Annotated in this window: 10 protein-coding genes; all 10 read right to left on the reverse strand. The window is 42.6% G+C overall.

From position 1 onward, the window contains the following. Positions 1-41: 41 nt before the first annotated feature. Positions 42-1,463, reverse strand: coding sequence for a RagB/SusD family nutrient uptake outer membrane protein (locus L0B18_RS16780; protein ID WP_234572963.1), 1,422 nt, complete (start codon positions 1,461-1,463; stop codon positions 42-44). A 33-nt stretch (positions 1,464-1,496) separates the two neighbouring features. Continuing rightward, positions 1,497-4,901, reverse strand: a complete 3,405-nt coding sequence (locus tag L0B18_RS16785) for a SusC/RagA family TonB-linked outer membrane protein (protein WP_234572964.1) — start codon at positions 4,899-4,901, stop codon at positions 1,497-1,499. Between the two features lie 104 nt (positions 4,902-5,005). Next, positions 5,006-6,115, reverse strand: coding sequence for a FecR domain-containing protein (locus L0B18_RS16790; RefSeq protein ID WP_234572965.1), 1,110 nt, complete (start codon positions 6,113-6,115; stop codon positions 5,006-5,008). Between the two features lie 231 nt (positions 6,116-6,346). Further along, positions 6,347-6,979, reverse strand: coding sequence for an RNA polymerase sigma-70 factor (locus L0B18_RS16795; protein WP_234572966.1), 633 nt, complete (start codon positions 6,977-6,979; stop codon positions 6,347-6,349). Between the two features lie 425 nt (positions 6,980-7,404). Continuing rightward, entirely contained in the window at positions 7,405-7,878 is a 474-nt protein-coding gene (locus L0B18_RS16800) for an ankyrin repeat domain-containing protein (RefSeq protein WP_234572967.1), read from the reverse strand. A 160-nt stretch (positions 7,879-8,038) separates the two neighbouring features. Then, entirely contained in the window at positions 8,039-11,359 is a 3,321-nt protein-coding gene (locus L0B18_RS16805; protein WP_234572968.1) for a VCBS repeat-containing protein, read from the reverse strand. A 244-nt stretch (positions 11,360-11,603) separates the two neighbouring features. Further along, positions 11,604-12,278: a bifunctional 4-hydroxy-2-oxoglutarate aldolase/2-dehydro-3-deoxy-phosphogluconate aldolase gene (locus tag L0B18_RS16810; protein ID WP_234572969.1), complete on the reverse strand. Its 675-nt coding sequence runs from the start codon at positions 12,276-12,278 to the stop codon at positions 11,604-11,606. A gap of 36 nt (positions 12,279-12,314) precedes the next feature. Continuing rightward, positions 12,315-13,352: a sugar kinase gene (locus L0B18_RS16815; protein WP_234572970.1), complete on the reverse strand. Its 1,038-nt coding sequence runs from the start codon at positions 13,350-13,352 to the stop codon at positions 12,315-12,317. Positions 13,353-13,377: 25 nt separating this feature from the next. Further along, complete coding sequence (locus L0B18_RS16820) at positions 13,378-13,548, reverse strand: Sec-independent protein translocase subunit TatA/TatB (RefSeq protein ID WP_234572971.1); 171 nt, start codon at positions 13,546-13,548, stop codon at positions 13,378-13,380. Between the two features lie 35 nt (positions 13,549-13,583). Then, positions 13,584-14,585 (reverse strand): SMP-30/gluconolactonase/LRE family protein, encoded by a 1,002-nt coding sequence (locus tag L0B18_RS16825; RefSeq protein WP_234572972.1) that lies wholly within the window; start codon positions 14,583-14,585, stop codon positions 13,584-13,586. Between the last annotated feature and the right edge of the window lie 41 nt (positions 14,586-14,626).

The following is a 14,626-nucleotide window of genomic DNA, read 5'->3' on the forward strand; positions in this document are numbered from 1 at the left end:
GACAGGTTCTTGACCAGTTTCCCAATTATTGAATGCTTTTTTTAATACCCTTCATTCTGGATCATTTCGGGGTTCGCATCCATCTCAGCTTGGGGAATCGGAAACAGACGGTGATGTGGCTGTGCATTATTTACTCCACGAGCCTGTGCGTTGGAAATGAATACGCCATGCCTTATTTGATCACTACGCGACTTCCCTTCAAAATAAAACTCGCGGGTTCGTTCCTGAAGAATAAAATTACGCAGGGATTCCTGAGTAAAATCACCCGTACTCACCGCAGAAGCGCCGGCTCTTTCCCTCACCTGGTTAATAAGATCAATCGCTTCCTGAGTAGGCCCCTCTGTTTCATTCAATGCTTCAGCCCGGCTCAATAGAATATCGGCATACCGCACAACTGGAATGTCTTGTCCTTCAAATGTTCCTGAGGCATTCGGGTCATGCGGATATTTAGCCGGAATGGATTGGTCATTACCGTATAGTTGAACGACTTGCCCTGTATTGGTATTTGTATACTGTTTGACAATTAGATCGCTCCGGGAATCGGACTCATCAAACATATCAACTTTGTCATCAAAAACATATGTGACAGCCGCAAATGCCGAGTTTCCTGGTGGGAATGGATACCCTGCATTAGGAAAAACAAGAGCATTAAGAAATTGATTTGCTCCCTGCGAATTGTATGTGATTGCCCAGAGAAGTTCGGAATTGCCTTCATGTTCAAATGAGAAAACATCTTTATAATTATCCATCAACTCATGTTGATTGGAACTGATGATTTCCTGGGCTGTACTTGCGGCATGACTCCACTGTTTTGTATTCAGGTAGAATTTTGTCAGTACACCTAACGCACTTCCTTTTGTTGCTCTGCCGAATGCATCTGAAGGCCAGGGCAAATCAGCAGCTGCTGCTGTCAATTCGTTGGTAATAAAGGTTTTTATTTCTTCTTCTGATGCTCTTGGAAGTATCAGGTCTTCCGGAGTTGTTAAAAGCGGAACAGGACCGAATACCGAGTATAGCTCATAATAGCTGTACGCACGAAGAAATCTTGCTTCTGCGGTTTTTAACTGAACAAACTCACCTGAAAAGTTATCTCCGGCAAGGTTTGCTAACACAATATTTGCATTCCGAATCGCCTGGTATAAAGTTTGCCAATGTGTGTTTATCTGGGCATGTGTGGTACTCCAGGTAAAGTTTTCATAGTCTACAAAATCCACTTCAATAGACCCTCCGCGGCTCCATACAAATCCGGTTGTAATGTCGGGTCCCCATATACGATATAGATAGGAGTCACGAAATTCGGCATAAGAATCATTTAATACTGAATTAATACCATCCTCAGAGTTCAAAATTGTTTCGGTGGTTAACTCTGAATAAGCTGTGGTTTCCAGTACATCTTCGCATCCTAAAAACAGTATTATAAAGATCAAATTAACGATCAGTATTGTATTTTTTTTGTTTTTCATAGTCTTAAGAATATCTGTTATGGCAGTTTTTAATTAAAACCCGAGATTTATACCTACAAGAATGGTTTTGGCTAACGGATAGGTGTTGAAATCAACCCGCCCAATACCGCGGCCGAACGAGTTTGCTTCGGGGTTAAATCCGTCATATTCAGAGAAGGTTAACAGGTTTGTTCCAGTAACCGATATCGATGCATTCCGAATCCACGTTTGCGGAATTGTATAGCGAAGTGTTACCGTTTTCAGACGCACAAAAGAAGCGTCAAGAACAGTTAGCGTATTCACCTTACCACCGCTGTATTCCGATGGAAATGTACCAGACGGCCATTCGTTGCTTGGATTGCCCGGAGTCCACCTGTTCAGATACGGTTCCGCCCACCGGTTTCTTCTGAAATTGTGAGGATACAGGGTTTCGATCATATTCATGTTCAAAAGCTGCTGGCCCAGTTTGGAATCGATGAAAAACTCTAGCTGGAATTGCTTGAAAGACAACCGGTTATTCAAGCCAAAAACAAAATCCGGATGAGGATCACCAAGTAATACTTTATCATCTTCTCCAATCATACCATCACCATTTGTATCCTGGATAATCGGGTATCCGGGCTGGGCGGTAGGCTGAGCAGAATTGGCAATATCATCTCCTTCCTGGAAGATTCCGGTAATCTTATGGCCATAGTATGAAGCAATTGGATCTCCCTCACGAATAATGGCATAGCTTCCCACATTTTGCAGGTTACCGATAAGAATATTGGTAATATCACCCAAATCTTTTACGGTATTTCTGATGATGGAGAACGTCAAGTTTGTACTCCAGCTGAAATCACTGGTACTAACATTAATGGAGTTAACACCAAATTCGAATCCTTTGTTTTCAATGGTTGCATTTTCAAGATTTGTAAGCCTCGATGCAAAACCAGATGATAATGGAAGTGGCTCTTCAATAAGCATATCATTGGTTTGTTTGATGAAGTACTCGATGGATGCTGAAATCCGATCCTGGTAAATACTTGCATCAAGGCCAATATTATACTGTTCGGTCCGCTCCCATTTCAGGTCTGGGTTTGCTACCCGTGATGGAATTAATGAACCTACTCTGGATCCGCCTAAAACGGCATCCGGACCGGCAATAAAAGACAATTGAGTGTTGTAATTGCCAATTTCCTGGTTTCCGGTTACCCCCCAGCTTGCACGAAGTTTCAACTCGCTGAAATATTCAGGTACAAAATCTTCCTGATCCAGATTCCAACCGAGCGCAAGTGATGGGAAGTAACCAAACCTGTTATTTTCCCCAAATCGTGAAGAACCGTCTGCACGGATGGAGGCCGTCAGCAAATATTTATCAAAGAACCTGTAATTCACCCTTCCAAGGTAGGATGCCAATTTGTTTCGTTCCCGCTGGCTGTTCAGATCCGCCGTACTGATATCTCCAAGTGCGAGATTATAGGTTTCGATATTATCCGTTGGGAAGTTGGACATTTGACCGGAAAATGTTGTGAAATCAAAATCCTGGTATGTGGCGCCGGCCAAAACCTGTATGTAGTTATTCTCATTAATATCCTCAGAATACTGTGCGGTAAGCTCCAGAAGAATATTCGATCGATCTAACTCTGCAAGGTTTGCAATACCGTTATTTGCTTCACCGTGGATTGTTTTTGTACTGTTGAATATTTCCCGTTTATCCGATTGTGTATCAAAACCAACATTGAGGTTCATTTGCAGTACCTCAACCGGGTTATATCGTATAAAACCGTTTCCTAAAAATCGTTTTACCCTATTCCTGGTAATAATGCCTTCAACAACTGATAAGGGGTTGTTCATAGTGAGGTCCGGAGACCGGTAAAAACTTCCGTCTTCATTATAAACCGGAGACGTTGGATCATACAGCAAAGAAGTATAGATTGGCCCGCCCTGCTCATTAATATTGACACCCGTTGGAGTATTGTCATTATCAATCAGGCTGGCTGTCAGGTTAAACCCGGTTTCAATGTTTTCAGATAAACTTGCATTAAGATTTGTTCTGAATGAATACCCCTCAATTCCCGAACTTTTTATAATTCCCTTTTGTGAAAATTGATTTGCCGACAGATAATACGTGGCTGATTCACTTCCGCCGGATATCGAGACATTATTATCGTAGGTTACGCCTTGCCGGAATATTTCGTCTTGCCAATTTGTTGCCGTCCCCGGATTGCCAGAAAACACCGGTGCTTCTCCCCGATCTGCAGCCAATCCGTTCATCACATCGATATATTCCTTGGATGAGAGCACATCAATTTTTTTTGACACTACCTGGCTTCCAATTTTCGAGCTGATATCAACCTGGATTCTGCCGGAACTACCTTTTTTAGTAGTTATTAATACAACCCCATTTGCCGCCCGTGATCCGTAAATAGCTGTTGCAGAAGCATCTTTCAATATTTCAATGGACTCAATGTCGTTCGTATTCAAACTATTAAGAGGGTTCCGCGGATTTTCATTCGAAGAAAGTTGCGCTTCGCCACCCGCTGAGAAGTTATTGCTGTTATCAATTGGAACGCCATCAATCACATAGAGAGGTTCGGTTCCCGCATTAATAGATCCAACCCCCCGAATCTGGATGGACATACCGCCGCCGGGTTCTCCACTGGTTTGTGAAATTTGAACCCCGGCTACTTTTCCCTGAATAAGTTGCTCAACAGATGTATTCGCTCCGTCATTAAAATCTCGGGGCTGGATAGAGCTAACAGAACCGGTCAGATCCCGTCGTTCCTGTATGCCGTACCCAATGACCACAACATCATCGAGCAATTGAACATCTTGACTTAATTCCACATTGATTTCAGATCGCCCGTCAATTTCAACTTCCAATCTTTGATATCCCACATAACTAAACACCAGTGTGGCAACATCGTCCGGGATTTCAATATCATACTGTCCATTTATATCGGTCGTTGTTCCAATAGGAGCGCCTGTGCCTTGCGTAGAGCCGGCAATCACATTCACACCGGGAAGCGCTTCCGCGGTTTCCAAATCAATAACCGTTCCTGTAATATTTTGCAGAGCAACTTCTTCAACAGGTTCTACAACGGCATTGTGATTTTTTACCACAACCAATTGCCTGTTCGATGATATCGCAAATTGAAGACCGGTTTCCTCCAAAACTTCCCACAGAGCATTATACAGAGTTAACCGTTTATTCTTGATTGTAACCCTGAAGTCTTTTGGAAGCAATTCTTTCGTATACATCAGTTTAAGATCCAACTTCTCTGCAATTTCCGTTAAGGCTTGCTCAATTGTTGCATTAGAGAAGTTTAGCTCTATCACTCTTTGTAGAAGCTCATTTTGCGTAGTACTGGTTTCAGAAACCTGATCCTGCATGGCGAATATCAGGTTATTTTGATTATCAACTTCCTGGGCCCAAAGCGATTGTCCGGCAAAACCGAAGAATACTATCAGAGCCATCGTACGTATCATGTTGGTAAACATATTGGTCCTTATTTGATTGTTGAGTTTGTCATTTCCTCTTTTTAAACCGGGGATCCGATTACTGTCAAATCTCATTTAATTCACTCGGGAGACCGGAACATAAACGAGCGATCTACCCTTTCAACTTCCAGTTCGAGTGTAAGAGCAATGCCCTGAAGTACTTCACTCATAGATTGGCTATAGTCGATTTCAGCAGTAATTTTTTTCTGGCATATCTTTTCATCCTCTACCTGAATATCTATGTCGTACCATCTTTCAAGCCGGGGAAGAACTTCGCTTAAAGGTCTGTTTTCAAATTCGAGCCTGCCTTCGGTCCATCCCAGGTACCAATTTATATCGGTAACTTCGGCAACAACGGGTTCTTTCCCCTCGGCAATTACTCCCATTTTGTTCCTGGTAATCAGAACTTCATTTTCGGATTGGGCATTATTTTCCTGGTGGTTTCCAAATGCAACCTTTCCTTCAGAAACAACCACTTCTACCTCATCAGATTCGGGCCAGGCCTGAACCAGGAACCGGGTTCCAAGAACGCGGGTATAAGCTCTTTCAGACCGAACGATAAATGGCTTTTCGTCATCGTGGGTAACCTCAAAGTAGGCTTCACCTTCCAGAAACAGCTCCCGTTCTTGCTGATTATACTTGTCGGGAATCTCAAGACGGCTGCCGGCATGAAGCATTACTTTGGTGCCGTCACTGAGTATGTATGTTGCCCTCTCACCATTCCTTGTAACAAAAACCCTGTTCTCAATAGCCGCCACCTCTGCAGCACGATGTTGCATTTGTGTATAATAAAATGAGAAGTAGCCGGCAGATGCGATAATTAATATTGTTGCCGCAACCAGCATCACCCGGCGCCATTTGATCTCCGCCCTTTTTATAGTATTTGCATGCGGAGAACCCGGTGTATAGCTATCATAATGTTTAATACCCGATACTTTTAGTTTGTGGTCTCTTTGGTTCTTCTCAAATACATCCATATTGCCTGATAATTTCAGCCATGCTTTGTCAACATCTAATTCATAGGAGGTATTTTTTGTCTCTTTCCAAACTTCATAAAGCCGATCAATTTCTTCCTCTCGTGCAGGATCTGATTTTATCCACGTTTCCATTATTTGATTTTCCTCTTTGGACAACTCACCGGCAAAATATTTTGCAAGCTGTTCCCACTTTTTATCATTATTCATAGCCATTTTTCAATGTTTTTCAACTGTTACTATGGGCTAATACACCCGAGATCCGGCGTACTGTGACAAGAATTAAAAAAAATTTTATTTTTTTTATAAGGTGTTCTTTCGTTTGATCTGAAGCTTCTCAAGCCTCAAAAAAAATCATTACGGGTAGAATGATTTGAGATGTGCTGCGCGAAAATCTGCATATTCCCCACAGGTACAAACAATTTTCAAAAGCAGAATAACTTTTCTCTAAAAGAACAAACTGGATGAGCCGGCTACGAAAAGAATATATAAGTAGTCTGAAAGATGATCCCGAAGAGACTTTAAGGCTCTGCCCATTTGTGTATTTACTGTATTAATTGAAATCTCCAGATATTCGGCAATTTCGGTATAAGTGAGACCGCTTCTGCGGTTCAGAATAAAAATTTGCCGGCACCTGGGAGGAAGCGCATTGATTGCTCTCTCAATTTCTTCTCTCAATTCTTTAATGTCATAATCATCGGATAGACTCGAATGTTTCCTAAGTTCTCCAAGCCTGGAGATAATTTCTTCTTCAGACTCTGCAACAATTTTCTCGTGCCTGATTTTATTCAGGGATTCATTCCGAACTGCGGAAAAAAGGTAGGCTTTAACTGTACCCGGCGGGTCCCAAGACTCTCTTTGCGTCCATATTTTTAGGAAGACTGATTGAACAACATCTTCGGCAGTTTCGGACTGTAACAGGTAGCTATATGCAAAACCATGAAGCCGCTTGTAATAGGCCCTAAATATTTTTTCAAAAGCTTGCCTGCTTCCCTCTTCCCGAACTTGCCTCACCCATTGTTTCTCTTCCATATGCTTGGAAGAAAGAAATGAACCATTATCCGATTTTTTGGGATTCATGCAATCTATTGGCAATAGAGACACTGTAACGACGATCAGTGTTTCCAATACTATGTTAAGGTTTTACAATTCCGGAAGAGCTGAGCTCAGCATAACGAAAATTTAATACTCCGTTAAAAATCCAGCAAAAATACCGTTGATATGATATACTAAAAAAGGGTACTGATGTCAATAAGTGGATAGGGCCTTTTGACTTAGATTTTTTTACCCTCAAAATCAGAAAAAAGGGAAAAGGAATCGGAAAGGTATTCTTTTGAAAATACAGTTCAGCTTGATGAAGAGATATTAGTATATGACCCATCATTCCATAAATCATTCTTTTCAATCATGAGGAGCTCAGATTCATATCTGCATATTGTCTGGATTAGGGACCGATGCTTGTTCAAAATATTCCCTGTCTTTCTGAAGACAATTTTCTACAAAACTTATCCACTATCAGTATCTTTTAGATTTGGATCTGCTCCATTTTCCAGTAAAAACTCTACTGTTTCAGGAAAAGGACCGCTGGCTGCAAACATACATGAGCTACGTCCTTCACTATTAACTTTGTTGATCCCGGCACCCTCTTTAGCTAATAATTGAACAATTTCGGCATGGCCGTTATATGCGGCAAACATCATTGCTGTGCGATCTAATTCGTCCGCAACCTGCACATCCACACCCTGAAGAATGGCCTGCCTTACGAGTTCAATATTCCCATTTAAAGAAGCATCACGCAAGTCGGATGCTGAGAGGCTGTTTGATCCGGAAGATTCAGCTTGAGATATACTTGTTCCCTCACTCTGTGGTGTAGATTTTTGCCCTTCGTCTTTTTCACATGAAGAAAAAATGATGAGGCTGATAATGGAAATGATGTAAAAAAACCTTTGATACTTTGAATCATAAATACTGCTAACCATTGGATGTAAGAAGTGATGAGATCTTCATATTCATAACCTAAAAATAAACCTTCTCAAATTCTTGTAAACTTGTATTAATACAAAAAATGTATTTTCAATTTTTACAAGCACTGCAATTTTGATGGAAAATGCCAAATGTATCGCGGAATCGATTGCCTACCTAATTACCACTCAATATTTTAAATACTTGTACCCCAGAGTTATTCGGAAGAACCAATAAATATTGTCCTTCTCTGGAATTTATAACCGCACTTGATTTTACATTTCCGGGTGCTATCAACCCACTTTGGAAAGAGGGAACGGGAGTAAAATTTCCTTGGCCATCCCCGGTTAGCAAGACTCCATTGCCAGCATCCATTCTTGGAAGTTCCGGATTGGTATCAAATTCATTTCCAAGAAGAATCAGGTCTGAAAATCCATCATCATTTATATCTAAAATATCTATAGATTGTACAGCTGAAATTTGAGCCTCCATCGGTAAAGCGGCAACATCAAACTCATTTTCACCCTGATTGAGCAGCACCGAACTTGGAAAATAGTTAGCAGTATGATGAATCCTGGCTGATTCAGGATCTTTACTAATTAGTTGCTGCAAATTTGCATCGGCATAGCGCTGAAAAGACTGAACTCTTTGCGTTGGCCTTGGCAATAAATTTGCCATAGTTCTAAACCCATGAAGAGGTTTGTATTCATCATTGATATTGACAGCAAAGATAGGATCTATTTGACGGTTTCGATCAAAATCATCTGCAAAAAGATGTATTTCTGATGTACCACTTTGACTATAAACATGGTTTAACCCAAGATTACCGACGGCAAAATCAATCTTTCCATCCCCATTAAAATCTTCCTTTTCAATACTATGCCACCATCCTCGATATAAATCCGGATTGTTAAATCCCGAGATTTTATCTAACCGATTTCCTGAGTTTTCAAAAAAAGTAACGGGCATCCAAAAACCAGTAATAACCAAATCAAGATCTCCGTCTCCATCCGTATCCACCCAAATTGCGTCCGTCACTTCTCCAATTTGTTTGAGCTGGGGGGCTACTTCCTGTGTTACATCCCGAAATATTCCATCGTCATTTTGGAGTAAATAGCTATTTGGCGTAGTTGGATATTGGCCCGGCACATGTCGTCCTCCCACAAAAAAATCGACATCTCCATCCCCGTCAAAATCACCGGGTGTTACCCCAGAAGAACTTGTAAGCATTCGGGGAAGACGCTTTTCATCTTTTATAAATTTTCCGTCGCCAATGTTAATATAGAGTCGGTCCTGCAGTAATTCGGATGCAGGTGAAAATTCATTCCCTCCGCTTACCACATACAAATCCAACCATCCATCTCCGTTGACATCTGCAAACTCTGCATCGACATCTTCAAACTGTTTTTCAGCCATCCAGGTTCGTTGATCACCGGATTCTTTAAAAGAACCATCTTCCTGCTGAACAAATAAGATCCCTGGTTCACCCGAAGCTCCACCAATGTAGATGTCATCCCGCTGATCATTATTCACATCACCTACGGCAACGGCAGGCCCCGATCTTGATAACATTTGTGGGAGAGTCGATTCTTTATCAAAATCCACAAAATCATTCTCATGATGTTCAAAATGGAGCTGAAGTTCGTCCTCTGCAGATGTAAACAAATTTCCATCTCTGATTTCTCTTCTTCCATTTTTTAAAGCAGGAAAAGACGCTTCATCATAGTTTAAAACCAATTGTTGATTGGCTTTTATCTCTTTTAAAATCTGATATTTTCCATCCGGCCAAATAATTTTCAATGAATCTACTGCATCATTTTTTCCCAACCCAAAATGAACACGCTGATCCATCGTAGATTGATATCCTCTGTATGGCCAAAACTCTGCAAACTGCTTTTCTTTGTTTGTGTGGATGGTGAGTTTTGCCCCAATTCCGTTCGTATTTAATGAATCTCCTTTCAGTTTCAGGGACAAATAATGCTCGCCCTGACTCCTGTTTTCTAAGATTGCTGCGGGTTCATTCAGATTATTAATAACCAAATCCAGGTCTCCGTCTTTATCCAAATCGCCGTGGGCAGCGCCATAAGAGAACGATGGATCTGTAAATCCCCACTCCTCCGAAACATCTTCAAAACATAGATTTCGTTTATTTTTAAAAACGTGATTTGGAACATACAACGAATTCAAATTTTCCAAAATTTCGAAGGTAGCTTTTGCTCGCGTACTATCCGTTCCAAACATCGATGTTCTGTTCAGATTGATGATATAATCATAATTATTGATGGCTTTCGGGTATCCATTTGTAATAAGAATATCCTTCCATCCATCATTATCATAATCTCCAAACAAGCCTGTCCAGCTCCACTCGGTTGACTCAACACCCGCTAAATGAGCCATTTCACTAAACAGGATATTTCCCTTTTCATCAACCCCATTACTTAGCTGAAGAGTATTCGCACTGTTTTGAATTTGATATCCTTTTTCTTTCAGCTCCTGAAAATATTCGTAACTCTTTGATCCCATTACCAAATGCTGATCTTCCAGATTTGGAGGCAGCATATCCACCTGGAGGATATCCGTCCAACCGTCGTTATTAAAATCGGCGGCGTCCGTTCCCATTCCCGCATAACTGGTATGTTTAAAAAAGTCCGCGGATTTGTCTTCAAATGTTCCGTCTCCCCTGTTCACGTATAAAAGGTCATCCGTTTGAATATCATTAGATACATATACATCCGGCCAGCCATCCTGATTTACATCTGTAATGGCAAGTCCTAAACTATAGCCTTCTTTTAAAATACCTGCCTGTTTCGAAATGTCTGTAAACGTTCCGTCGCCATTATTCCGGTATAAAGCATCCGTACTTGGAGATGTGCCATCATTGACCTCTTCCCTCACACCGGTACTCATATCTCTTGCAAAAGAACCGGGAAAATTGTTGATGATAAACAGATCGAGATCTCCATCAAGATCAAAATCAAAAAAAGCAGAATGTACTGAAAACCCCGAATCGGCTATACCATATTTATCAGCCTTTTCGGTAAATGTTAGGTCGCCATTGTTGATGTAGAGCAAGTTTTTCCTTTCATCTGGCGGGGTTTCTCCGGGTCCGTTCACCGCAACATAGATATCCAGAAAACCATCATGATTGATATCAACCATAGATACTCCACCGGCCCACCCTGAGGTTGAAGTTCCGGAAGAGAGTGTGATATCTTTAAAAGTAAAATCACCTTTATTCAGGTATAGTTTGCTGCTAACCTGATTACCGGTAAAGTAGATATCGGGCAGTTCATCATTGTTGATATCTCCAATTGCAACGCCTCCGCCGTTGTAAATAAAGGGATAGGTTATCACATTAAAATGTTCATCCGTATGAATATCATTGGAAAATTCAATCCCAGTAATTTCAACCGGCAAACTCTGGAATCTCGCCTTTTTTTGTTGATCAGATCGGTTGCAACTGAACGCTACAATAACCAACAAAAAGATAATTCCCATTGGAATTCTTCTTTCTGTACACTTACAAAAAGAGAGGAATACATTCATTTTATGCATCTTTCAAAGATCTAAAGATCTGATGACCTGGCTTAGCCAAGCTCATAAGCCATATATTTAGTCCAATAGATTAAACGTAACAATTAAAATCCCGGACAACTAAATGCCCGGGATTTGATGGTGTGTCTGTCAAACATGGGAACGTAGTGTTGACAGGAGGTTCCAGCTACGGAACAGTGTTCTTCTATTATTTCTTATCACGAATTGAGTGAATAGTGTTCAGTACGTTTTTTACATGGGTTTTCAGTCCTTGGAAATCCTGAGCTTCCACAAAACTTTTTTTAATGAGTTTGGAACCCATTCCCACACAGCTCACACCAGCCTCAAACCAGCCGCGAAGATTTTTTTCTTCCGCTGATACACCACCCGTTGGCATGATGCTTGTCCACGGACAGGGGCCTTTCACCGCTTTTACAAAGCCCGGTCCCAGCTGACTTCCGGGAAATACTTTCACAATTTCTGCTCCCAGTTCTTCGGCTCGCGCAATCTCAGAAAGAGTGCCGCAGCCCGGTGCCCACAATACTTTCCGCCGGTTGCAGGTCAATCCCACATCGTCCCGCAGAACCGGCGTCACAATAAAGTTGGCTCCCAGCTGCATATAAAGCGCCGCTGTTGCCGCATCCGGTACCGATCCTGCTCCGAGAATCATTCCGGGTAATTGTTCGCTGGTATACCGAACCAACTCCCCAAAAATTTGGTGTGCAAAATCCCCGCGATTGGTGAACTCCAGCAGCCGGGCCCCGCCCTCATAACAGGCTTTGACCACCTGCTTGGCTACTTCTGTATCCTTGTGATAAAACAGGGGAACCAGTCCCTGATCGTTCATTGTTTGGGCCACCTGAAGTCGTGTAAATTGAGCCATTTTATCTAAGGTTTTATCAAATTATTTGAAGGAATCTTATCGGGAGACCCGGCCGGAGCCGTCTCCGCTCATCAGTTTTTCAACTTCGTCCACCGTAACCTGATTGGCATCCCCATAAATGGTATGCTTCAGGCAGGAGGCAGCCACCGCAAAGTCCAGGGCTTTCTGATCGCCCCCGTCAAACGTGAGCAACCCGTAAATCAACCCGGCCATAAAGGAGTCTCCTCCTCCCACTCGATCCACAATATGGGTGATATCATACTGTGGTGCCTCCAAAAAATCTTTGCCGTTATAAAGTACACCAGACCATGTGTTGTGTGAGGCACTGATCGACCCCCGGAGAGTGGTGATAATCTTCTGAGCGCGAGGAAATCGCTCCATCAACTGCTCACATACCGAGCGATAGGCCTGCGAATCGACCGTGTCTCCTTGTGTGACATCGACCGACCCCGGATGAATATCAAAATGTTTTTCGGCATCTTCTTCATTCCCTAAAATTACATCACAACCTTCCACCAACTGTGGCATAACCTCGCCAGGCTGTTTGCCATAGTTCCACAGCTTGGCACGGTAGTTCAAATCTGTTGAAACGGGAACTCCAATCTGATTGGCCACCTGAATGGCTTCCAGGCAGGCATCGGCCGCTCCCTGGGAAAGGGCCGGTGTGATCCCGGTCCAGTGAAACCAGCCGGCTCCGTCAAAAACCTCTTCCCAATCAATCATCCCTGATTTGATGGATGACATTCCTGAATGGGCCCGATCGTAGACAACCTTGCTGCCACGGCTGACCGCCCCGGTTTCCAGAAAATAAATCCCCAGACGCTCCCCGCCCCGGGCTATATGGGTGGTGCCAACATTTCGCTTGCGCAATTCCATTAGCGCACATTGTCCTATATCGTTGTCCGGTAGACGAGTGACGAACTCGGTAGGTATTCCAAAATTGGCCAGCGAGACCGCTACATTCGACTCGCCTCCTCCATAGATCACATCAAAACTGTTGGTTTGAGAAAATCGAAGAAACTCCGGCGGTGACAATCGCATCATGATTTCACCGAAAGTGACTACTTTTTTCATAAAATCTGTATGTTTTTAAAAATGATTATTCCTGCTTATCGATTTTAAATTCGTCTTCTTCATTGCTCCGCGCATTGCGAAACTCTTTAATAGCCTGACCGATCCCTTTCGCCATTTTCGGAATCCTTTTGGCTCCAAAAAGTAAAAACACAACAAAAATGACAATCACCCATTCAAATCCTCCAAATATGCCCATTGGGTACCTCCTGTTTATTTAAATGTTTTCAACTATCAGTGGAGACCTTTTTCATCTGCCGGTATGCTATAAATTCCATCCTGGGCGGCAATGTAGAGTGTCTGATTATCAACTCCTCCAAAACTCACATTGTTCGACGGGGTGGGAGGATTGATATTTCCTAAATAACTACCTGATGAATTAAATACTTGTACGCCAAGTCCCTGGGTGGTGGCAACATACACATTTCCCTCAGCATCCACCGCCATGCCATCGCCCCCGCCTTCGGTAGCACCCTCCGGAATCTTCAGCTCCAAAAACTCTCGCTTATTGGTCACCGAACCATCCGGATGAACATCATAGGCCAGTATATATTTTCCCGGTGTATTGGCAACATAAAGCGTCTTCCCATCCGGTGATAAACCCAGCCCGTTGGGAAACGGAATATCATCAATCACACGGCTTATCGTTCCTTCTTTACTGACGTAATATACCGCGGGAGTTTCCTGCATCTTTTCTCCTCCTGCGATAAACTGAGAATCACTAAAATAGAGTCCCCCGTTGGAATCCACGACCAAATCATTCGGTCCGTCAATTCGGTGTCCATTATATTCTGATGCAATTGTTTGGATGACCTGTCCATCGGGGTCCAGTTCCACCACCTTATGGCCCAGCATCTGGCAGGCGTAAATCGTGCCCTTTCTGCTGGCCTGAAGGGTCGTGGTCACCCCGTTGTCCATCGCCAGCGTATCGATTGATCCATCTGAATTTTGGCGCAAGGTGCGGCTGACCTGCGGGCTGTCAAAATTGTTGTTTGTAAAATACAATGTTCCATCCATATACAGTGGGGAACCTGCCGTATCAAAGGTGTACCCCACCGTTACCTTTATAAGCCTGGAGTCGGACGGAATGATCTCCTCCGGATAGGAACTGGGATTGGTTTTCTCCACGGTTATCTGGTGCGAATCACCTGTTTCTTCTGACCGATGTTGACTGCAACCTGTTGCTATCATAACACCAATAACAAGCAATATTAAAAATGATTTGAAGCCTTTCATAAAATTGTATGTAAGTTGTGATTTCAATTTGATATCTGATC

The organism is Rhodohalobacter sp. 614A, from assembly GCF_021462415.1.
Taxonomy (GTDB): domain Bacteria; phylum Bacteroidota; class Rhodothermia; order Balneolales; family Balneolaceae; genus Rhodohalobacter.